We start from the raw sequence: 21770 nt of genomic DNA on the forward strand, positions 1-21770 counted from the left end.
AGCACAGCTTGCCGGTGTTGCGCAGGTGCACGACGCGGCCGGCGATGCCGACGAACTCGCCGGTGGAGGCATCCGCTTCCAGTTCGCCGTACTTCCCGCGAAGCTCGGGAATGGTCGCGGTGATCGGCACCCCGACCGGGTACGCCCCGCCCGCGGCATCCGCCTCCGCGAGCAGTCGCTCGCGCTTGGCGAGCCGCACGGCCTTCTGCTCGCCGATCTCGTCAGCTGCCAAATCGTCGGCGCTCAGTTCAGCGGCGGGCTGCTCGGTCGCCATGGGTCCTCTTCGTGTCGGTGTTGTGGATTTGATTTCGATACGCGGCCTTCGGCCGCTACTCAACCGGCGGAAATGGCATGAGCGGCGGACAGCGGGAACGACTGTAGCTTCAGCCGATCGCCTCTTCGAGCTTGCGCTCCAGCTCGGTGACGTCGAAGTAGTTGTCGATCACGACGATGTCCGCGTTCGTGCGGGGAATGCGCTCGACCAGCTCGGGCGACGTCAGGATGACCTGAGCATCCGCTCCCGTCGTTGCGAGGCCCGCGACATCGGAGGCGCTGACATCCGCCGTGAGCCCCAGCCGCTCGAGCGCCCGCTCGGCGTTCACCTTCAGGATCGCGGAGGTTCCCACCCCGGCACCGCAGATCGCGACGATCTTCATCAGCGTCCCTCGCTCGAGAAGTTGTCCGGGCTCAACGAACGGCAGACACGTCGCGCGGCAGATCGGATGCGCCGATCACCCGCCACACCTCGTCCGCGCTGGTCGCGCTCGCGAGCGCCGGGATGGCCTCCGGGTTATTGAACACGTTGGCGAGCTCCGCGACGGAGTGCACGTGGGCATCCGGTGTCTCGACGGCCAGGCCGACCACCACGCTGACGGGGTCGTTGTGCGGATGCCCGAACGTCACCGGAGTCGCCAGCGTGATGACGGAGAGACCGTCGGCAAGCACATCCGGGCCCGGTCGCGCGTGCGCGAGAGCGAGACCCGGGGCGATCACGATGTAGGCGCCGAACTCGTCGATGACCTGGATCATGCGCTCGGTGTAGCTGTCGCGGGTGGCACCCGAACGACGCAGCGCATTGCCCGCGAACCGCACGGCGGCGCGCCAATCCGCCGCGTGCACACCGAGGTCGATGGCAGAGTCGGGCAGCGGCGGAAGCGACATGGTCACAAGCGTATCGCGACCCTCCGTCAACGCTTGCTGAAGAGGAGCCGAGAATTCTACGCAGCGTCGAATCCGGCGGAGATCACCTCGGCGATGTCCTCCCGATCCTCCAACGGCAGGAACGACGACCTTGCCGCATTGAGCTGGAACGTCTCGAGATCGTCGAGGTCGTAACCGAATGCATCGGCCAGGATGGCGAGCTCGCGACTGAGTGTCGTGTGGCTCATCAGACGGTTGTCGGTGTTCACGGTCACGCGGAACCCGAGCTGATACAAGAGGTCGAACGGGTGGTCGATGAGCTCGTCGCCCCACGCCGCGATGGCGCCGGTCTGCAGGTTCGACGACGGGCTCAGCTCCAGCGCGATCTCGCGGTCCTTCACCCACTGCGAAAGCCGACCGAGCGAGACGTAGATGTTCTCGTCGTCCTGTCGCTCGATCGTGATGTCCTCGGCGAGCCGGACGCCGTGCCCGAGCCGGAGGGCCCTGCCGTCGATGAGAGCGCTCTGGATGCTCGCCGGTCCGTCCGCCTCGCCCGCGTGCACGGTCGCCGGGAAGTACTGCTCGGCGAGATAGTCGAACGCGACCCGGTGGTTGCTCGGCGGGAATCCCGCTTCGGCACCTGCGATGTCGAAGCCGACCACGCCGGCGTCGCGGTGGCGGACGGCGAGCTGCGCAATCTCCAGTGCACGATCCGCGTGACGCATGGCCGTGACGAGCTGACCGACGCGGATGCTGACGCCTCCGGCCCGCACATCCGCCACGCCCTGCTCGAGCCCGCTCTGCACCGCCTCGACGGCTTGGTCGAGGCTCAGGCCCCTCCCCAGGTGCTGCTCGGGCGCCCAGCGGACCTCGCCGTACACGACGCCGTCGGCGGCGAGGTCGAGCACGAACTCACGCGCGACCCTGGCGAGCCCGTCGCGGGTCTGCATGACGGCGGTCGTGACGTCGAACGTCTTCAGATACTCGACGAGCGAGCCCGAATCCGCCTGCCGGGCGAACCATTCGCCGAGAGCGTCGGCATCCGTCTCGGGGAGATCCAGGCCGATGTCGTCGGCCAGTTCGATGATGGTCTGCGGTCTCAGGCCACCGTCGAGGTGGTCGTGCAGCGACACCTTGGGGAGGGTCTGCACGTCGACCCCGTCGACGACGTGGTGGGCTGCATTCGAGGGTTCGGTGTCGACGGGCTCTGCGCTCATTGCTCCAGGTTATGGGTCGGTGGTGCGGCTGGGTAGGTTGCTGCGCAGACCGGGCGTTGCCGCTCGCGCACGTGAGCGGGAGCCCGCTCAGCCGATCCGCTCGACCACAAGCGGACCGCGCTGCGGGGCGGCATCCGCGATGTCCCACGCTCCGTCGAGCGCTTCGAGGGCGCGCTCGAACCGCACAGGGTCGTCCGTGCCGAGCGTGAAGAGCGGATCCCCCTCCGACACCCGGTCACCGACCTGGGCGTGCAGGTCGATGCCTGCCGCGTGCAGCACAGGGTCCTGCTGCCTGGCGCGCCCAGCACCGAGCCGCCAGGCGGCCACACCGAACGCGAGGGCGTCCTGTCGCGAGACGACACCCGAGCGCTCCGCCGTGACCGTGTGGGTCTCCCTGGGGTGCGGCAGCGGGGCATCCGGGTCGCCGTCCTGCGCGCGGATGAGGGCGCGCCATGAGTCCATCGCCCTGCCGGACTTCAGCGCGTCCTCGACGTCCGCGTCTGGCTGTCCGACCAGGCGCAGCATCTCGCGGGCGAGCGCGAGCGTGAGCTCCACGATGTCCGCAGGACCGCCGCCTGCCAGCACCTCGACCGACTCGCGCACCTCGTTCGCGTTGCCGATCGCGCGGCCGAGCGGGGCGTTCATGTCGGTGAGCAGCGCGGACGTCGCGACGCCGGCATCCTGCCCGAGCTTCACCATCGTGCGGGCCAGCTCGCGCGCCTTCTCGAGGTCGCGCATGAATGCGCCCGCACCGAACTTGACGTCGAGCACCAGCGAACCGGTGCCCTCCGCGATCTTCTTGCTCATGATCGAGGACGCGATGAGCGGGATGGCCTCGACGGTTCCCGTGGTGTCGCGCAGCGCGTACAGCTTCTTGTCCGCTGGGGCGAGACCGGCACCGGCCGCGCAGATCGCGCCGCCCACGTCGCGGAGCTGGGTCATCAGCTCCTCATTGCTGATGGCTGCCCGCCACCCCGAGATGCTCTCCAGCTTGTCGAGCGTGCCGCCGGTGTGCCCGAGGCCCCGCCCGGAGAGCTGCGGGACGGCCACGCCGAAGCAGGCGACGAGCGGCACCAGCGGAAGGGTGATCTTGTCGCCGACGCCTCCGGTGGAGTGCTTGTCAACGGTCGGTTTGCCCAGCTGGGCGAAGCTCATCCGCTCGCCGCTGGCGATCATGGCGAGCGTGAGATCGCGGATCTCACGGCGTGACATCCCGTTCAGCAGCACCGCCATCGCCCACGCCGACATCTGCTCGTCGGCGACGAAGCCGCGCGTGTAGGCATCCACCAGCCAGTCGATCTCGGCGGTGGAGAGCTCGCCGTGGTCGCGCTTGGAACGAATCAGGTCGACGGCGTCGAACCGCTCACCCATGGAACTCCTCGAGATCGCGGCGACCGAACGCGTCGGGGATGACCTCGTCGATCGAGCGGATGCCCGAAACGGTCTCCAGGAGCATGCCGGGCACCGAGTGCTCGTACAGCAGCTGACGGCAGCGGCCGCACGGCATGATGACCTCGCCGTCGCCGTTCACGCAGGTGAACGCGACGAGCTGGCCACCACCGGTCATGTGCAGCATGGAGACCAGCGAGCACTCGGCGCACAGCGTGAGGCCGTAGCTGGCGTTCTCCACGTTGCAGCCGGAGACGACACGGCCGTCCGTGGCAAGCGCCGCGGCTCCCACCGGGAACCGGGAGTACGGAACGTACGCCCTCCTCATGGCTTCTTCGGCCTCGGCGCGCAGCGCGCCCCAGTCGACCTCGCCCGAGAAGGGCGTCGTATCGTCACTCATCGCTTCGTCACTCCTCGTGCTTGGTTCCGTCACTGTCTCACGACTTGATGTACGGCTTTCCGGATGCCGCCGGCCCGCGCACGTATCCCACGAAGCCTGCGACCGCGAGGATCGTGACCACGTACGGCAGCATCAGCAGGAACTCGCTCGGCACCGGCGATCCGACCGCGGCGAGCGTGTACTGCAGGTTGCTGGCGAAACCGAACAGCAGGGCGGCGAGCGTGGCGCGGATCGGGTCCCAGCGGCCGAAGATGACCGCGGCGAGTGCGATATAGCCCTGGCCGCCCGTCATGTCCTGGCTGAACGAGCCGACCGACCCGAGTGTGAAGTACGCGCCGCCGAGACCCACGATGGCGCCGGCCAGCGAGACGTTCCAGAACCGGGTTCCGGTCACGTTGATGCCCACCGTGTCTGCGGCCTGCGGGTGCTCGCCCACCGATCGGAGCCGCAGGCCCCACCTGGTGTGGAACAGTCCGATGTAAACCGCGGCGACCGCGATGTACATGAGGTACACGATGATCGACTGGTCGAACAGCACGGGGCCGATCACCGGGATCGCTGACAGGCCGGGAATCGGCAGATTCGGCAGCCGGGGCGGGTTGTTCAGCAGCGAGGAGTTCTTGGCCAGCACCTCGCTGTACAAGAAGTTGGTCAGGCCGAGCACGAGAACGTTGATCACGACGCCGACGATCACCTGGTCGACGTAGTACTTGATGGCGAACGCCGCGAGGATGAACGAGACCAGAACGCCCGCGACCAGCGCCGCGATCAGACCGAGCCAGATCGACCCGGTCATGCTGCCGATCATGGCGGCGAGGAACGCGCCGGCGAGCAGCTGACCTTCGATGGCGATGTTCACCACACCGCTGCGCTCCGAGAGCACGCCGCCCATCGCGCCGAAGATGTACGGCACGCTCAGGCTCACCGTGCCCAGCAGCAGGCTCGTGATCGGAAGCGGTCGCGAGTTCGCGCCGGCCGCCCACGTGAGGAACGTCACGACGAACAGGAACCCGAAGACGCCGGAGTACCACAGCGGCGTCTTCGCGAACCGAGCCACCAGCCACCAGCTCAGCGCGGCCATGACGGCGAGCACGATCGTGAGGACGACGCACGTGGCCGTCGTAGGCAGCACGAGTTGCGGCAGACTCGGCGCGACGCGGCCTCCGGCGAACGTGAACGTCGTGTCCCCGCCACGGCGGAAGATCACGAACAGCACGATCGACAGCACGGCGACGGCCGAGAGGATGATCGGCGTCTTGTAGCTGCGCACGACCGTCTTCTCGAGAACGATCGGCGAAGCATCCGGAATCGTGTGATCGACGGTGGTCGTCACTTCGCCGCCACCTCCTTCGGTGCCAGGGATGCCGGGGTCGCCGGCGCCTTCTTCTTCGGTGGTCGCCTGCCGGGCGTGGGGAGCCGGAAGATGGCGCGCACCAGCGGCGGCGCCGCGATGAACAGCACGATCAGCGACTGCACGACGAGCACGATGTCGATCGGGATGTCGTTGGCCGCCTGCATGAGGAATCCCCCGGCCTTGAACGCGCCGAAGAGCACGCTGGCGATGAAGATGCCGAGCGGACGGGACCGGCCGAGGAGCGCGACGGTGATCGCGTCGAATCCGATGCCCGCGTCGATGCCTGAACCGAAGCCGGTGGTGGAGGTGCCGAGCACCTGGCTGGTCGCGGCGAGGCCGACCAGCGCGCCGCTGATGACCATCGCCCAGACGACGGCGCTGTTCACGCTGATGCCGGCCACCCGCGCGGCGTGCGGGTTCTCACCCACTGCGCGGAACTTGAAGCCCATGCTGGAGCGCTCGAGCAACCACCACACGAAGATGGTCGCGGCGATCGCGATCACGAAGCCCCAGTGCAGCGAGTACTGCGGCCCGAAGATCGGCGGCAGGATCGCGTTCGGCAGGATCGGCGGCGACTTCGGGTTGTTGGTGCCAGGCGCCTGCAGCGCTCCAGGCGTGCGCAGCAGGTAGGAGATGAGGTAGAACGCGATCCAGTTGAGCATGATCGTGACGATCACCTCGTGCGCGCCGGTCCGAGCCTTCAGCACACCCGCGACCGCAGCCCAGATCGCGCCGCCGACGGCTCCGGCGGCGAGTGCCACGATGAGGTGGATGACCGGCGGCAGGTGGAACGACCAGCCGATCCAACCGCAGAATGCGGCGGCGATGAGCATCTGCCCCTGCGCACCGATGTTGAACATGCCGGTGCGGAAGGCGAGCCCGACGCCGAGGCCGGCCGCGATGAGCGGCGTGGCGAACGTGAGCGTGTCCATGAACGGACGGATGCCCGAGGCGAACGTTGGACGCCCGAAGTTGTAGATGGATCCTTGGAACAGCGACGTGTAGGCGCCGGAGACCACGTTCCAGATGGCCTGGAACGTGTCGGTGGGCCGGGCGAAGAAGTAACCGGCGGCCCTCTGCACACCGGGATCCGTGACCGCGATCAGGATCGCGCCGACGATGAGCGCGAGCACGACGGCGAGGATCGAGATGACCACGCTCCCGCCCATGATCTGACGCAGCGCATCATTCCAGCGGTTCGGCTGCCGATTCTCCGGCGGGACCTGCGCGCCCGTCTCGAGCGCGACATCCGCTTCGCCGGCGGCCGTCGCCACGTTCTGCTCGCTCACGCGGCCTCTCCTCTCGCGCCGACGTCGTCATGACCGAGCGGTGGAGGCGGTGGCTCGTGCGGGGCATCCGGTCGTTCGCCGGCCATCATGATGCCGAGCGTCTCGCGGTCCGTGCCGCCCGGCACGATGCCAACGATGCCGCCTCGGTACATCACCGCGATGCGGTCGGCGAGCGCGTCCACCTCGTCGAGCTCCGTAGAGACGACGATGACCGGGATGCCCGAGTCGCGCGCCTCGACGATGCGCTTGTGGACGAACTCGATCGAACCGACGTCGAGCCCGCGGGTCGGCTGTGCCGCGACGAGCAGCCGAAGCTCGCGGCTCAGCTCGCGGGCGAGCACCACCTTCTGCTGGTTGCCGCCCGACAGGGTTCCGACCGGGGTGTCGATGCTCTGCGCCCGCACATCGAACTCGCGCACCTTCTCGGTGGCGAACTGCGCCCGGTAGCCCAACTGCAAGCCGCCGCCCTTGACGAACGGGGCCGAGTCGGAGCGGTCGAGCATGAGGTTCTCGGCGATCGAGAAGCCGCCGACCAGGCCATCTTCGTTGCGGTCCTCCGGGATGAAGCCGACCCCGGCGTCCAGAACCTTGCGCACGCTGAGACCGTTCAGCTTCTTGCCGTCGAGCAGGATGTCGCCCTCGACGTGCTCCTGCAGGCCGAGCAGCGCTTCGGTGAGCTCGGTCTGCCCGTTCCCCTGCACGCCGGCGATCGCCAGGATCTCGCCGGCGCGCACCTCGAAGTCCACATTGTTGACGACCAGCTGGCCGATCGGGTCGACGACGGTGAGGCCGCGCACCTGCAGGGCGCCGTCGCCGGGCTTCGCGGGCTCCTTCTGCACGGTCAGCTCGACGGAGCGGCCCACCATGAGCGAAGCGAGCTCGGAGTTGCTCGCCGTCGGCGAGGCCTCGCCCACCACCTTGCCGAGCCGCATCACCGTGATGCGGTCGGCCACCTCGCGCACCTCGCGCAGCTTGTGCGTGATGAAGACGATGGCGGTGCCGGCATCCCGCAGCTGCTTCATGATGGCCATGAGCTCATCGGTCTCCTGCGGCGTCAGCACGGCCGTCGGCTCGTCGAAGACCAGCACCTTCGCGTCGCGGGAGAGCGCCTTGATGATCTCCACGCGCTGCTGCACACCGACCGGCAGATGCTCGATCAACGCGTCGGGATCGACGTCGAACCCGAACCGCGAGGAGATCTCCTGCACGCGCGCGCGTGCATCCTTGTGGTTGAGGAAACCGGCGAATCCGGTGCTCTCGTTGCCCAGCATCACGTTCTCGGCGACCGTGAACACGGGGATGAGCATGAAGTGCTGGTGCACCATGCCGATGCCGGCCTTCATCGCGTCGCCCGGTCCGTCGAAGTGCTGCACGACGTCATCCAGCAGGATCTCGCCCTCGTCGGCCTGCAGCAGGCCGTAGAGCACGTTCATCAGCGTGGACTTGCCAGCGCCGTTCTCGCCGAGGATGCAGTGGATCTCACCCGGCTCGACGGTGAGCGAGATGTGATCGTTGGCGGTGAGGGAGCCGAATCGCTTCGTGATGCCGCGAAGTTCGAGCTTCATGGGGGTCAATCTACCTTTCGGGGGTCGCTCCGTTGCGACCGCAAAACGCTGAGCTCCCCAAGCATGCGGGTGCACGCTCGGGGAGCTCAGCGTTGCTGATCAGGACTTCGGTGACGCCGGAGACGTGACCTTGATCGAGCCGTCGATGATGCCGGACTTGATCTTGTCGAGTTCGGACTTCAGGTTCGGGTCGACCTTGGACGCGAAGTCGTGGAACGGGGCCAGTCCGACGCCGTCGTTCTTCAGCGTGCCCACGTATGGCGTGTTCGAGAACTTGCCGTCAGCGGCCTGCTTCACCACGGCGGAGGTCGAAGGCTTGATGCCCTTCATGACCGAGGTGAGCAGGATGCTGCGCACCTTCGGGTCGGTGTTGTAGACATCCGCGTCCACACCGATCATCGCGATGTCCTTACCGGAGTCGGTGATGGCCTGCGCCGCCGACTGGTAGATCGGACCGCCGACCGGCATGATCACGTCGGCACCCTGGTCGATGATGCCCTGCGCGACCTGCTTGGCCGTGTCGTTGGCGTCGAACCCACCGGTGAAGGAGCCCTTCTGGCTGTCGACGTCCCAGCCGACGACCTGGACGTTCTTGCCCTTCTGCTGGTTGAAGTACTTGACCCCGTCGACGAAACCGTCCATGAAGATGGTCACGGTCGGGATCTGCATGCCGCCGAATGTGCCGACGACGCCGGACTTCGAGTAGCTCGCCGCGGCGTAACCGCCGAGGAACGCGGCCTGAGCGGTATCGAAGATGATCGGCTTGACGTTCGGCGCGTTGATCGAGTTGTCGTCGATGATCGCGAAGTCGGTGTCGGAGTTCGCCTTGGCGGCGGCCTTCGTCGCGTCGGCGAGCAGGAAGCCGACCGTGATGACGAGGTTGCAGTTCTGGTCGACCATGCTGTTGATGTTGGGCGCGAAGTCGTTCTCGGTCTTCGACTCCGCACTCTTGTACTTCGTGCCGAGGCTCTTGGCCGAGTCGACGAGTCCCTCATAGCCGAGCTGGTTGAACGAGTGGTCGTCGAAGCCGCCGGAGTCGGAGACCATGCACGGCAGGAACTTGGATGCCGCTGCCTTCGTCGTGCTGCTCGACGACGGCGCCTGACCGCAGCCCGCCAGGAGGGCGAGCGCGCTGGCTGCGGCGAGTCCCGCGAGCGCTACCTTGCGTACTTTGAATGTCACGTTGTCCTCCACCTAGAAGAAGATGCGCGTGCGCGCGAGACGCCGCCCAAGCGACGTTACTCAACGTTACGAACGCCTTGGATTCAGGTATGGAGTTCCTGCCGTCGCCGTTATCATCTTGTTTCTTTTGAGCAGCGACGGCCAATCTCATGCTCAAAAGTGCAGGCCGTATGGGCTACAAGACCTCGGTCGAGCCGGTCAGACGCAGCGCCTCCACCACCGATTTCACGCGCTGGGCGTTCTCGCTGGTCGTCACCAGCAGGGCATCCGGGGTGTCCACGACGACCACGTTCTGGATGCCGATCAGGCTGATCACGCGACCGGTCTGGCTCACGACGATGCCGCTGGAGGCATCCGAGAGCACGCGGGCGTTCTCGCCGAGGATGGCCAGGTCGGTCGCCCGGCCGCCGCTGTTCAGCTTGGCGAGGGAGGCGAAGTCGCCGACGTCGTCCCAGGCGAAATGGCCGGGGATGACGGCGAGCTTCCCTGCCGCCGCGGCGGGCTCGGCCACGGAGTAGTCGATCGCGACCTTCGTCAGCGTCGGCCAGATGCGGTCGACGGCAGGGCCTCGCGTGGCGGGGTCGTCCCACGCTTCCGCCAGCTCGAGGAGTCCGGCGAGGAGCTCGGGCTGCGACGAGCCGATCTGCTCGAGCAGCGCGGACGCCTTCGCGATGAACATGCTCGCGTTCCAGAGGTAGTCGCCGCTCTTCAGGTACTTCGTCGCGGTCTTCAGATTGGGCTTCTCGACGAAGGAGACGACCTGGCGCGCCGACGTGGCGCCCTCGATCTTGAGCTGCTCTCCGACGTGGATGTAGCCGAAGCCGATCGCCGGCTCTGTTGGCGTGATGCCGATCGTGGTGATGTAGCCGGCGCGCGCCGCCTGGACCGCCTCGATGACTGCTGCGCGGAACAACGGCTCGTTGCCGATCACGTGGTCGGCGGCGAACGAGCCGATGATCACACCGGGTTCGCGGCGCTCGAGGATGGCGGCGGCGAGGCCGATGGCCGCCGTGTTCTCGCGCGGCTCGCTCTCCAGCACGACGTTCGCATCCGACAGCGCCGGGATCTGACCCTCGACGGCGGCACGGTGCGCCCGGCCGGTGACGACCATGACGCGCTGCGCTCCGCTCAGCGGCGCGAGCCGATCCCACGTTGCACGTAGCAGCGTGGATCCCGACCCCGTGAGGTCGTGCAGGAACTTCGGCGCGTCGGCGCGGGACAGCGGCCAGAGCCGTGACCCGACGCCGCCGGCGGGAATGATGCAGTAGAAGTCCTGCAGGGGCAGCGCACTCATGCCTCTCAGGATAGGTGCGCGGAGGACCGCTCAGCTGAGCAGGTCGGCTGCCGTCTCCACGAACCCGAGGTGGTCGTCGACCGAGTCGGACGGCACGATCACCCGCAGCACCACCTCGTCGACCGCCTCGCGGTAGCGCTCGATGCGATCGCCGAACGTGAAGGCATCCAGCACGGTGTCCTGCGCACGGATGCCCAGGCGCGCGAAGTTCGCCGCATACGCGGGGTAGCCGGCGTAGCGATCCGCCTCCTCGGCGAGACGGCCGTCGGCCGCAGGATCGAGCGCGGTGCGCACGTAGAGAGCGACGTGGCATCCGGATGCTCCGTTCGCCTCCGCCAGCGAGCGCGCCGTGGACGCCTGCTCGGCCGCCACCTCGGGCGTCAGCCAGCTCAGAAGCACACCGTCGCCCTGCTCGGCTCCGAGCCGTCGCATCTTCGGTCCGAGCGCGCCGACCAGCACGCGAGCGCTGGTTCCCTCGTGAAGCTCGGCGACCGCGGTGCCGACCAGGAACAGCGCGCCGTTGCGGGCGCCTCCCGCTCCGATGCCGAGCACGAGACGGTCCTCGGGGAGCTCGTGCCGCTTCACCGTGTCGACGACCTCGTCGGGATGCCTGCGATCCACCGGGATGACGCCGGTCGCGAGAGTGAGCCGGCTCGTGGCATCCGCTGCCGCCGACAGTGCCTTCAGCGAGTCGCCGCCCGGGGTGTCGTTCACCCAGAGTGACCGGAAGCCGCAGCGTTCGACCACAGGGGCCAGCCGCCCGATCGCCTCTGGGCCGAGCGTCCCGGCGACGCCGATGGAGACATCCGCAAGAGCCATGTCTCGATTCTGCTCCGCCGGGGCGCGCCGGCGCTCCAACCCCTCCGGTTCAAGTCGCGAAGTCTGCCGCTACGAGGCCGCTATAACGGCACACTTCGCGACTTGAACTGCCGGACGGAGCTCGATCCGGCGCCCGGTGGATAACTCAGGTGGCCGCCGCGGGCATCCGACCAGAGTGGAGCGATGAGGAAGCCGCTCGCGTTGCCCACCAGCGTGGGAACGGAGTTCAGCGTCGCGCAGGCGTTGAACGCGGGCGCGTCGTACAAGCGACTGCGCGCCTCCGACTTGTCTCGTCCCTTCTACGGCGTGCGGAGCCGACCGCGCGAGGAACCGCAAGAAGAGGAACAGGACGAGAAGATCGATTGGTACGAGATGCAGAAGCGCGCGCGGCTCGCACGTGCGCGAGACTACTTGCCGCGCATCCGGCCGGGGCACTTCTTCAGCCACCACACCGCCGCGGCGGTCTACAGCGCACCGCTCCCGCTGGTCTTCAACGAGCGCGGCGAGCCGGCGGACGAGCCGGACCTCGATCTGCACGTGAGCGTTCTCGGCTCCGGTCCCATCCCACGTACGCGAGGAATCGTCCATCACCGAGCCCAGCCGAAGATGGCCTCCGTTCGCGAGGTGGATGGCCTGCCGGTCGCCTCTCCGGCCACCACGTGGGCGAGCCTTGGAACGCTTCCTCTGCGCGACCTGATCGCCCTCGGCGACTATTTCTGCCGAGTTTGGCGTCCTGGTGTCGGCAGGCCGGACGTGGGCAAGGAGCCTCTGGCGACCGTCGCTCAGTTGCAGGCCGCTGTCGACGCAGGACGGCGCCGCGGCGTGACGAACCTCCGGCAGGCCCTGCCCTTCATCCGTGTCGACTGCTGGTCGCCGCGGGAAGCGATGGTGCACTACGAGCTCGTTGCCGCCGGGTTACCCGAACCCGAGCTGAACGTGGACATCTTCGACGAATTCGGGCGCTTCCTCGGCTGTGTCGACCTGGTCCGCCGGGCTCTCGCACGCTGACGGACCACGTTTCCCGTCTCGGTTTCAAGTCGCGAAGTCTGACCTTATGGCACCCCCATACGGGCAGACTTCGCGACTTGAGGGGGAGCTTGTCGGGCTCGGCCCCGACCGTGAAGAACGGGGACGACTGGGGAGTGAAAGTGTCTCGACGTCGAGACAGTTAGGCTGGCCTTAGGAGCGAGGCTCCGGACGCGGGACGTAAACTGACTGCGCGCCGGATTTGCAGGCATCCATGCCGCGTGAGGCGCTCGCCAAGGTACCTACCAGGGAGGGTTGTCCGTGTCGGCAGAAACGGCAGACACTCTCGAGCCGACCACGCATCGGCCCGGGGGAACGCTGTATCGGGGTCGGGAAGGCATGTGGTCGTGGGTGCTGCACCGCATCACCGGCGTGGCCATCTTCTTCTTCCTGCTGGTGCACATCCTCGACTCGGTCGTGCTCAACATCAGCCCCCAGGCCTACAACGCGGTCATCGGCACGTACAAGAACCCGATCATGGGACTCGGTGAGACGGCGCTCGTCGCGGCGATCGCGTTCCATGCGCTGAACGGCATCCGCATCATCCTGATCGACTTCTGGAGCAAGGGCGCCAAGTACCAGCGGTTCATGTTCTGGACCGTCATCGTCGTGTGGGTCATCCTCATGCTCGGCTTCGTGCCCGTTCAGCTGCACAACGTCTTCACCGAGGGGGCCGCGTCGTGACCACCATCGAGGCTCCCCGCACCCCCACCCGCCCGGCACGCTCGAAGGGCGTGAACTGGGAGAAGTGGGGATGGGTGTACATGCGCGTCTCCGGCGTGCTGCTCGTCGTGCTCATCTTCGGGCACCTCATCGTCAACCTCGTGCTCGGCCAGGGGATCAAGGCCGTCGACTTCGCGTTCGTCGCGGGCAAGTGGGCCGACCCGTTCTGGCAGGTCTGGGACGGCCTGATGCTGTGGCTGGCGCTCATCCACGGCGGCAACGGCATGCGCACGCTCGTCAACGACTATGCGCGCGGCAAGACCGTGAACCGCACTCTGAAGGTGCTGATCCTGCTGGCGGTCATCGTTCTGATCGCGCTGGGCACGTACACGGTGACGGTCTTCAACCCGTGCCCCGGCGGCACGCCCGCGCACCTGCTGCCGCAGTTCTGCTCGACCATCACCAAGTAAGCCCGCGACGGCTAACGCGAAGAACCGAAAGCTACGGACATCCACGTGACTGAACAGATCGCAGACGGAGCCGTGATCGACGGCGTGCACTACCACCAGTTCGACATCGTCATCGTCGGCGCCGGCGGCGGAGGCATGCGCGCGGCCATCGAGGCAGGCCCGCACGCGAAGACCGCGGTCATCTCCAAGCTCTACCCCACCCGCTCGCACACCGGCGCAGCACAGGGCGGCATGGCCGCCGCGCTGTCGAACGTGGAGGAGGACAACTGGGAGTGGCACACCTACGACACCGTCAAGGGCGGTGACTACCTCGTCGACCAGGATGCCGCGGAGATCCTCGCGAAGGAAGCCATCGACGCGGTCATCGACCTGGAGAACATGGGTCTGCCGTTCAACCGCACGCCCGAGGGGAAGATCGACCAGCGCCGCTTCGGCGGCCACACCCGCGACCACGGCAAGGCCGCCGTTCGCCGTGCGTGCTACGCGGCGGACCGCACCGGGCACATGATCCTGCAGACGCTGTTCCAGAACTGCGTCAAGCTCGGCATCAACTTCTTCAACGAGTTCTACGTGCTCGACCTCATCATGAACGAGGTCGACGGCAAGCGCCGCCCCGCCGGAGTCGTCGCGTACGAGCTCGCCACCGGTGAGCTGCACGTGTTCCAGTCCAAGGCCGTGATCTTCGCCACCGGCGGCTTCGGCAAGATCTACAAGACGACCTCCAACGCGCACACACTGACCGGCGACGGCGTCGGCATCATCTGGCGCAAGCGCCTGCCGCTGGAGGACATGGAGTTCTTCCAGTTCCACCCGACCGGTCTCTACGGACTGGGCATCCTGCTCACCGAGGGCGCACGCGGTGAGGGCGCCATTCTGCGCAACGCCTCGGGCGAGCGGTTCATGGAGCGGTACGCCCCCACGATCAAAGACCTCGCACCGCGCGACATCGTCGCCCGCAGCATGGTGCAGGAGGTGTTGGAGGGCCGAGGCGCCGGACCGCACAAGGACTACGTGCTGCTGGACTGCACGCACCTGGGCGCCGAGGTGCTGGAGACGAAGCTGCCCGACATCACCGAGTTCGCCCGCACGTACCTGGGCGTCGACCCGGTCGTCGAGCCGGTCCCTGTGATGCCGACCGCGCACTACGCGATGGGCGGCATCCCGACGAACAACAACGCTGAGGTGCTCGCCGACAACACCACGGTGGTGCCCGGTCTGTACGCCGCGGGCGAGTGCGCGTGCGTGTCGGTGCACGGCTCCAACCGCCTCGGCACGAACTCGCTGCTGGACATCAACGTGTTCGGCAAGCGCAGCGGCCGCAACGCCGTCGAGTACGTGAAGACCGCGGACTTCGTCCCGCTTCCGGACGACCCGGCCGCCGGCGTCCGCGACATGCTCGAAAGCCTTCGCAACTCCAGCGGAACCGAGCGGATCGGAGCCATCCGCAAGGAGCTCCAGGACCAGATGGACCGCAACGCGCAGGTCTTCCGCACCGACGAGACGCTCGCCGCGGTCACCGAGACCATCCACGGCCTGCGCGAGCGCTACCGGAACGTTCAGGTGCAGGACAAGGGCAAGCGGTTCAACACCGACCTGCTCGAAGCGGTGGAGCTCGGATTCCTGCTCGACCTGGCCGAGGTCGTCGTGTTCTCGGCGCGCAACCGCAAGGAGAGCCGCGGCGGTCACATGCGCGACGACTTCCCGAAGCGCGACGACGAGAACTACATGAAGCACACCATGGCCTACCTCACCGGCGACCCGCACTCGTCGAACGCGGCAGACCACATCAAGCTCGACTGGAAACCCGTCGTCGTGACGCGCTACCAGCCGATGGAGAGGAAGTACTGATGGCCACCGCCGTCGCCGACGCCTCGACCGACGCGCCCGAGAAGGCACAGGCATCCGACGCGTCCGAGACGATCAAGTCGTTCATCGTGACGCTGATCGTGCGGCGCTTCGACCCCGACGTGGACACCGAGCCGCACTGGCAGGACTTCGACGTCGAGGTGTATCCGACCGACCGCGTGCTCGACGCGCTGCACAAGATCAAGTGGGAGCAGGACGGCTCGCTCACGTTCCGCCGCTCCTGCGCGCACGGTGTGTGCGGGTCGGATGCGATGCGCATCAACGGTCGCAACCGGCTGGCGTGCAAGACCCTGATCAAGGACCTCGACGTGCAGAAGCCGATCTACGTCGAGGCCATCAAGGGACTCCCGCTGGAGAAGGACCTCGTGGTCGACATGGAGCCGTTCTTCGCCTCCTACCGTGAGGTGCAGCCGTTCCTGCAGGCCAACTCGGCTCCGCCGGAGGGCAAGGAGCGCATCCAGTCCGTCGCGGACAGGGCGCGCTTCGACGACACCACCAAGTGCATCCTGTGCGCGGCGTGCACGTCGTCGTGCCCGGTGTTCTGGACCGACGGCCAGTACTTCGGGCCTGCGGCGATCGTGAACGCGCACCGATTCATCTTCGACTCCCGCGACGACGCCGCGCAGGTGCGCCTCGACATCCTGAACGACAAGGAAGGCGTGTGGCGCTGCCGTACGACCTTCAACTGCACGGATGCCTGCCCGCGGGGCATCCAGGTGACGCAGGCGATCGCCGAGGTGAAGCAGGCGATCATGCGCGGGCGCCGCTAAGCGGCGAAGGCCGGAGCGCTAGTACCAGAAGCTCAGCGTCGGCGCCTCGTCGGCGCGGAACGCCTCATCGAAACGCCGGGCGGCGCCCTCGGTGAGCTCGGTCACGCGGCCCGCGTGCGCGAGCGTCGAGGTGCGCCACGCGCCGAGGTAGAGCGCGGACAGGGTCGCGACATCCATGCTGAGGTCGGGCGCGGCATCCGTGGTCTCGACCTCTGCCGAGCCGTCGGCCCGCACGTCAAGCCGGTACGTGCCCGACGCGAAGCCGAGGCGGTCCTCGATGCGCAAGGTGAGCCATCCTGGCCGGGCGTACCTGCGCGCCTCGAGCGCGGACTTCACGTCCAGGATGCGCAACCAATGGTGGTCGCGCAGCACGACGGTCGCCGCGCGCTGGTTGCGGATCATCCACAGCACCGGCTCGTCGGCCGTGGCGACCTCGTTCTTCACCGTGCCGACCAGGTCGAGCTCGAGCAGGAAGCGCCAGATCGCGGCGTAGGCGTCATCCGTCGCGGCGCGCAGGTAGCGGATGTCGACCGTGTGATTCGAGAAGTCGCTGTGGTCCGCCTTCAGCGAGTAGACGACGAAGCCCTGCGGCACGCCGTCCGCGTCGTCGTAACGGACCGCTCGCAGTGAGGCGCTCTTCTTGTCGCGGTCGCCGAGAACACCCGCGCGCTGACCCCAGATGAAGTCGTCCATCGACATCTCGCCAGGCGTGTTCAGCCGCGCACGCCCGAACACGTCGCGGCAGGTGTCGGCGAAGGTCTGCAGCGACACGAACGCGAGGCGGCCGGTGGATGCCTCCGTGCGCGCCCACCCCGCGCGCCGGACGTCGATGGTGAGATCGGCCGTCTGCGTAGCGGGCCCGAATCCGTAGCGCTCGTAGATGGTCGCCTCCGACACCGTGAGCGACGCCATCGGAACGCCCGCAGCGGCGGCCGTGCGCAACTCTCCCTCGAGCATGGCTCTGGCGACACCGCGACGACGGTGCGTGGGGGCGACGGTGACGGAGCTGACTGCCCAGGAAGGCAGCGTCGCGCCACCGGGCACAGTGAGATCGCCGACCCACGTCGAGACCGTCGCGACCGGCACATTCGGCTCGGGGATGCCGTCGTCCCACACGCCCACGATGCGCCGGTGCGCGGTGTGCCGCACGTGCTCGTCGATCGTCTCCGGCTCGGGTCTGCGGTCGTGGAACCCGCGGTAGTCGGCCTCGTCCCACGCGGCCAGCGCGTCGCGATCCGTTCCGTCGACGAGCCCGAGGCGAAGACCCCCGGCGCTCAGTGCGTCCGCGGAGGTGCGATCGAGGGGCAGCTGCTTGGCGTCCATCGATCCAGACTAGGGCGCACGAACTCGCCTGCTGGTCAGCCGAGGGCTTCGGCGACGACGGCGCGGGCATCCGCTGCGCTCGTCTGCACCAGGGTGCGGGCGGCCAGTTCGCGGGCCTGCTCGAGCGTGACCCTGGCGAGCGTCGCCCGCACGTCGGCGAGTGCCCCAGGCGACATGGAGAGATCCTCCGCACCGAGCCCGACGAGCACGACGGCCATGAGCGGGTCGGATGCCGCCTCGCCGCACACCCCCACGGGTGTGGCGGACGCGTGGCCGGCATCCCCGATCAGCTTGATCAGGCGGAGCACGGCGGGATGCCACGGGTCCTGGTACTGGGCGACGGAACCGAGCATCCGGTCGGCGGCGAGCGCGTACTGCGTGAGGTCGTTCGTTCCGATGCTGACGAAGTCGCAGAGCGGCACGAGCTGGTCGGCGAGCACCGCGGCGGACGGTACCTCGACCGTGATTCCGACCGTGCTCAGCTCGAGCGACCTGGCGAGCTCCACGAAGTACGCGGTCTCGGCGACGTCGGCGACCATCGGCGCCATCACCCACAGGTCCGCGCCGGTGTCTTCCTGGGCGCCGGCGAGCGCGGCGAGCTGGTCGCGCAGCACGTCCTCGTGCTCGCGGAGGGCACGGATGCCGCGGCGCCCGAGCGCCGGGTTCTCCTCGTGCGTGTGCCCGAGGAAGGCGAGTTGCTTGTCGGCACCGGCATCCAGCACGCGCACGACCACCTTGCGACCCCTGAACGCGGCCATGAGGTCGCGGTAGCGGGATCGTTGGAGGTCGACGGGCGGTGCCTTGCGGGCATCCAGATAGAGGAACTCGGTGCGGAACAGGCCGATGCCCTCGGCTCCCAGCGCGACGGCCGGCGCGGCCTCCTCCGGGGCGCCCACGTTGGCCAGGAGCGGAACGGGCGTGCCGTCGGCCAGCGCGCCGGGGGTCAGCGGGCGGGGTGCAGCGACCGTCCCGCCACGCTCCGCGGCGGCGGCCACGGACGACTCGTCCGGGTCGATCACCACGCGGCCGTGCTCGGCGTCCACGATGACGGTCTGCCCGTTGACGATGGCATCGCTGCCGGCCGCACCCACCACCGCGACGAGGTTCTTGTTGCGGGCGAGGATGGCCGTGTGCGACGAGTTGCTGCCGTCGCGCGTGACGAATGCGAGCACCTTGCTGAGATCGAGCGTCGCGGTGTCGGCGGGAGCGAGGTCGTGCGCCACCAACACGAACGGAGCGTCCGACTGCGGGACGGTCGGCAGCGCGACGCCGCGTAGCCTGGCGATCACGCGCCGTGCGACGTCGCGCACGTCGGCTCCACGGGCAGCCGGATTCTCGCCGAGACCTTCGAGCACCTTCGCGTACTCCTCGTACGCCTCGAACACGGCGCGCTCTGCGGTCTTGCCGTCGCCGATCCTCAGCCGGATGTCATCCACGACCGCCGGATCCTGCGCCATCAGCGACTGGGCCTCGAGGATCTCCTCGGCGTCACCACCGGCCTGATGCCCCAGCTCGACGAGCTCGCCGGTCACCGCCTCGAGTGACGAGACGACCCTGCGGTACTCGTCGGGCGCCTCCGCCTGCGACTCCACGTCGTCGGGCTCGCCGATCGGGTCGGGCATGCGCAGGGCGGGTCCGACGGCGATGCCGTTGCCAACGCCGATGCCTGCGATCTGGATCGACACGAATCCCAGCCTATGCCGCGCGGTGGAGCTCTCGAACCCCTGGCCGTGCCCTGTCGACCATAAGCTGATGCCGTGGCGCGGGGGAACGCGAAGTCGACGGATGCCTCGCCCGGTGGCCGCGGGAGGGGCGCGGGCGCTGCGGCACAGGCATCCGTCACCGTGCGCGCGGGCGGACCAGAGCATCCGCGCATCGACCGGCTGCGCGCGGAGGCCGCTCAGGAGCGGGAGGAGCTCACCGAACGGCTGGAGGAGCTCGCCGACCCGCTGCGCGACAGGCTCGCCAGGCCGGTGCGAAGGGTCAACGGCTGGTGGCGCTGGGTCACGGCGCTGAAGCCGTACCGCGTGTGGATCCAGTTCTCGCACAACGACGGCAACCTGCGCACGGCCGGCATGTCGTACCAGTCGCTGTTCGCGATCTTCGCCGCCCTCTGGGTGGGGTTCTCGATAGCCGGCTACTGGCTCACGAGCAACAAGGACCTCTTCACGGCGCTCGTGAAGATCATCAACGAGGCTGTGCCCGGCCTGATCGGAATGGATGACGAGAAGGGAGTCATCAGCGAGAGCGCGCTGCAGTCGCTCGGGACGACGTTCGGGTGGACGAGCATCATCGCCCTGATCGGATTGCTCTGGACCGCGATCGCGTGGCTCTACTACACACGCCAGGCGGTGCGGGCGATGTTCGATCTCGAGCGCGACGAGCGCAACTACGCCCTGCAGAAGATCACTGACTTCGGGCTGGCGCTGGTGTTCGGGGTGGTGCTCATCGTTTCGGCATCCGTCTCGGTGATCACGACGGAGGCGACCGCTTTCGTGCTCGACCTCTTCGGCATCGGCAGCGACTCGTTCTGGACCAACTTCTTCACCTACGTGATCGGATTCGCCGTCTCGATCGCGCTGAACTACTTCGTGCTGGTGGCGATGTATCGCGTGCTCTCGCGGGTGGTCATCCCGTGGCGGTTCCTCGTGCTCGGTCCGTTGCTCGGCGCCATCGCGCTCAGCGGCCTCGGCGCGCTCGGCGGCCTGCTCATCGGTGGCGCGACCCGCAACCCGCTGCTGGCAACGTTCGCCGTGTTCGTCGGGCTGCTGCTGTGGTTCAACATGATCTGCCGGATGATCCTGCTGGCCGCCGCCTGGATCGCGGTCGGGATGTTCGACCACGGCATCGAACCCCGCAGGCGAACCCCGGAGCAGATCGCGTATCAGAAGGCGCTGGCCGAGCGCTCGGCGCGACTGCTCGTCGCCCAGACCGCGGTGGAAGAGGCCGAGCGCAAGACCGCCTCCTCTCGCGGGCTCGCGAAGTGGTTCGCGAACCGCGCCCTGCGCGATGCACGTGAGGAACTAGCGCGGGTGACACGGGAGCCGGCACCGACGCCGCCGACGAAGCGCAGCTGGTGGACGGAGACGTCCGCTGCCGACCCCGGCGCGAAGGATGTCGGCGGCCGCGGCTAGTCTTTTACGCATGCCCTCCCGCCGCACGCTCCGCATCGCCACGGTCAACGTCAACGGCATCAGAGCCGCATTCCGGCGCGGAATGGGCGCGTGGCTGGACGCGCGCGGGGTGGACATCCTCGCCCTGCAGGAGGTTCGCGCCTCCACAGACGACCTCACCGGGCTGCTCGGCGAGGAGTGGGATGTGCTGCACGACGCGGCCACCGCGAAGGGGCGAGCCGGGGTGGCGCTGGCGAGTCGCGGCAAGGCATCCATTCACCGCGTCGAGCTCGGCGACGAGGACTTCGACACCGCCGGCCGTTGGCTCGAGGCGGACTACGAGGTCGACGGCAGCATCGTCACCGTTGTCAGCGCGTACGTGCCGTCCGGAGAGGCGGGCACCGAGAAGCAGGTCTACAAGTACCGGTTCCTCGATGCGATGGATGCCCGCATGAAGGCACTCCCCGAGCACAACGAGCTGGCCGCGGTGATGGGGGACCTCAACATCGGCCACCGCACTCTCGACATCAAGAACTGGAAGGGCAACGTCAAGCGCGCCGGGTTTCTGCCGGAGGAGCGTGCGTACCTGGACAAGATCCTCGGTGCCGAAGACGACGAGCACTACAACGACGGCGCTGGCTATGGCTGGGTCGACGTCGGCCGCAAGTGGGCGGGCGAGGTCGACGGGCCCTACAGCTGGTGGACGTGGCGCGGTCAGGCGTTCGACAACGACACGGGATGGCGCATCGACTACCAGCTCGCGACGCCGAAGCTCGCGGGCAAGGTCGTCGACTACCACGTGGACCGGGCGCCATCGTACGCGGAACGATGGTCGGACCACACCCCCGTCGTCGTCGATTACGCGCTCTGAAGTTAGCACCATCAGAAGG

20 protein-coding genes and 1 pseudogene are annotated in these 21770 nt (G+C 67.9%); 7 read left to right on the plus strand and 14 right to left on the minus strand.

All coding sequences use genetic code 11. The annotated features are described in order from the left end of the window. From ACTHNC_RS04680 to ACTHNC_RS04735, 12 genes and pseudogenes are all read right to left on the minus strand, one after another. Window positions 1–274: pseudogene (locus ACTHNC_RS04680) on the minus strand (lysine--tRNA ligase); the annotation flags it as partial. A gap of 109 nt (window positions 275–383) precedes the next feature. Further along, window positions 384–656 carry a PTS sugar transporter subunit IIB gene (locus tag ACTHNC_RS04685; RefSeq protein WP_440293437.1) on the minus strand — a complete coding sequence of 91 codons (273 nt, stop codon included), beginning with the start codon at window positions 654–656 and terminating at the stop codon, window positions 384–386. 31 nt (window positions 657–687) lie between these two features. Next, on the minus strand, window positions 688–1161 hold the full coding sequence (locus ACTHNC_RS04690; protein ID WP_440293438.1) for a PTS sugar transporter subunit IIA: 474 nt from the start codon (window positions 1159–1161) through the stop codon (window positions 688–690). A gap of 56 nt (window positions 1162–1217) precedes the next feature. After that, the gene (locus tag ACTHNC_RS04695) at window positions 1218–2357 is read right to left on the minus strand and encodes an adenosine deaminase (protein WP_440293439.1); all 1140 of its coding nucleotides are present in this window, start codon (window positions 2355–2357) and stop codon (window positions 1218–1220) included. Window positions 2358–2444: 87 nt separating this feature from the next. Continuing rightward, on the minus strand, window positions 2445–3728 hold the full coding sequence (locus ACTHNC_RS04700) for a thymidine phosphorylase (RefSeq protein WP_440293440.1): 1284 nt from the start codon (window positions 3726–3728) through the stop codon (window positions 2445–2447). Continuing rightward, entirely contained in the window at window positions 3721–4146 is a 426-nt protein-coding gene (locus ACTHNC_RS04705; RefSeq protein WP_440293441.1) for a cytidine deaminase, read from the minus strand. The genes ACTHNC_RS04700 and ACTHNC_RS04705 overlap by 8 nt, the downstream gene beginning before the upstream one ends. 37 nt (window positions 4147–4183) lie before the next feature. Continuing rightward, window positions 4184–5479, minus strand: a complete 1296-nt coding sequence (locus ACTHNC_RS04710; protein WP_440293442.1) for an ABC transporter permease — start codon at window positions 5477–5479, stop codon at window positions 4184–4186. After that, window positions 5476–6789, minus strand: coding sequence for an ABC transporter permease (locus ACTHNC_RS04715; protein WP_440293443.1), 1314 nt, complete (start codon window positions 6787–6789; stop codon window positions 5476–5478). Before ACTHNC_RS04715 ends, ACTHNC_RS04710 begins: the two co-directional genes overlap by 4 nt. Next, the gene (locus ACTHNC_RS04720; protein WP_440293444.1) at window positions 6786–8354 is read right to left on the minus strand and encodes an ABC transporter ATP-binding protein; all 1569 of its coding nucleotides are present in this window, start codon (window positions 8352–8354) and stop codon (window positions 6786–6788) included. Before ACTHNC_RS04720 ends, ACTHNC_RS04715 begins: the two co-directional genes overlap by 4 nt. Before the next feature lie 99 nt (window positions 8355–8453). After that, window positions 8454–9536, minus strand: coding sequence for a BMP family lipoprotein (locus ACTHNC_RS04725; protein WP_440293445.1), 1083 nt, complete (start codon window positions 9534–9536; stop codon window positions 8454–8456). 175 nt (window positions 9537–9711) lie between these two features. After that, a complete protein-coding gene (locus tag ACTHNC_RS04730; protein WP_440293446.1) occupies window positions 9712–10830 on the minus strand; it encodes a mannose-1-phosphate guanylyltransferase in 1119 nt (372 codons plus the stop codon). A gap of 30 nt (window positions 10831–10860) precedes the next feature. After that, the gene (locus ACTHNC_RS04735) at window positions 10861–11649 is read right to left on the minus strand and encodes an LLM class flavin-dependent oxidoreductase (protein WP_440293447.1); all 789 of its coding nucleotides are present in this window, start codon (window positions 11647–11649) and stop codon (window positions 10861–10863) included. Window positions 11650–11832: 183 nt separating this feature from the next. Between ACTHNC_RS04735 and ACTHNC_RS04740 the strand changes: the two genes are divergently transcribed. From ACTHNC_RS04740 to ACTHNC_RS04760, 5 genes are all read left to right on the plus strand, one after another. Further along, a complete protein-coding gene (locus ACTHNC_RS04740; RefSeq protein ID WP_440293448.1) occupies window positions 11833–12657 on the plus strand; it encodes a hypothetical protein in 825 nt (274 codons plus the stop codon). A gap of 279 nt (window positions 12658–12936) precedes the next feature. Further along, window positions 12937–13359: a succinate dehydrogenase, cytochrome b556 subunit gene (sdhC, locus tag ACTHNC_RS04745; RefSeq protein WP_440293449.1), complete on the plus strand. Its 423-nt coding sequence runs from the start codon at window positions 12937–12939 to the stop codon at window positions 13357–13359. Next, the gene (locus ACTHNC_RS04750) at window positions 13356–13808 is read left to right on the plus strand and encodes a succinate dehydrogenase hydrophobic membrane anchor subunit (protein ID WP_440293450.1); all 453 of its coding nucleotides are present in this window, start codon (window positions 13356–13358) and stop codon (window positions 13806–13808) included. The genes sdhC and ACTHNC_RS04750 overlap by 4 nt, the downstream gene beginning before the upstream one ends. A gap of 45 nt (window positions 13809–13853) precedes the next feature. Then, window positions 13854–15656 (plus strand): succinate dehydrogenase flavoprotein subunit, encoded by a 1803-nt coding sequence (gene sdhA / locus ACTHNC_RS04755; RefSeq protein WP_440293451.1) that lies wholly within the window; start codon window positions 13854–13856, stop codon window positions 15654–15656. After that, window positions 15656–16444: a succinate dehydrogenase iron-sulfur subunit gene (locus tag ACTHNC_RS04760; protein ID WP_440293452.1), complete on the plus strand. Its 789-nt coding sequence runs from the start codon at window positions 15656–15658 to the stop codon at window positions 16442–16444. The genes sdhA and ACTHNC_RS04760 overlap by 1 nt, the downstream gene beginning before the upstream one ends. An 18-nt stretch (window positions 16445–16462) precedes the next feature. Here ACTHNC_RS04760 and ACTHNC_RS04765 read toward each other — a convergent pair whose 3' ends face one another. Both ACTHNC_RS04765 and ptsP read right to left on the minus strand, forming a co-directional pair. Continuing rightward, window positions 16463–17767 carry a GNAT family N-acetyltransferase gene (locus ACTHNC_RS04765; protein WP_440293453.1) on the minus strand — a complete coding sequence of 435 codons (1305 nt, stop codon included), beginning with the start codon at window positions 17765–17767 and terminating at the stop codon, window positions 16463–16465. Between the two features lie 35 nt (window positions 17768–17802). Continuing rightward, the gene (gene ptsP / locus ACTHNC_RS04770) at window positions 17803–19446 is read right to left on the minus strand and encodes a phosphoenolpyruvate--protein phosphotransferase (protein ID WP_440293512.1); all 1644 of its coding nucleotides are present in this window, start codon (window positions 19444–19446) and stop codon (window positions 17803–17805) included. Between the two features lie 78 nt (window positions 19447–19524). Between ptsP and ACTHNC_RS04775 the strand changes: the two genes are divergently transcribed. After that, complete coding sequence (locus tag ACTHNC_RS04775; RefSeq protein WP_440293454.1) at window positions 19525–20901, plus strand: YihY/virulence factor BrkB family protein; 1377 nt, start codon at window positions 19525–19527, stop codon at window positions 20899–20901. A 10-nt stretch (window positions 20902–20911) separates the two neighbouring features. Beyond that, window positions 20912–21751 carry an exodeoxyribonuclease III gene (locus ACTHNC_RS04780; RefSeq protein ID WP_440293455.1) on the plus strand — a complete coding sequence of 280 codons (840 nt, stop codon included), beginning with the start codon at window positions 20912–20914 and terminating at the stop codon, window positions 21749–21751. Window positions 21752–21770: the final 19 nt, after the last annotated feature.

The organism is Humibacter sp. (genome assembly GCF_051954055.1).
Taxonomy (GTDB): domain Bacteria; phylum Actinomycetota; class Actinomycetes; order Actinomycetales; family Microbacteriaceae; genus Humibacter.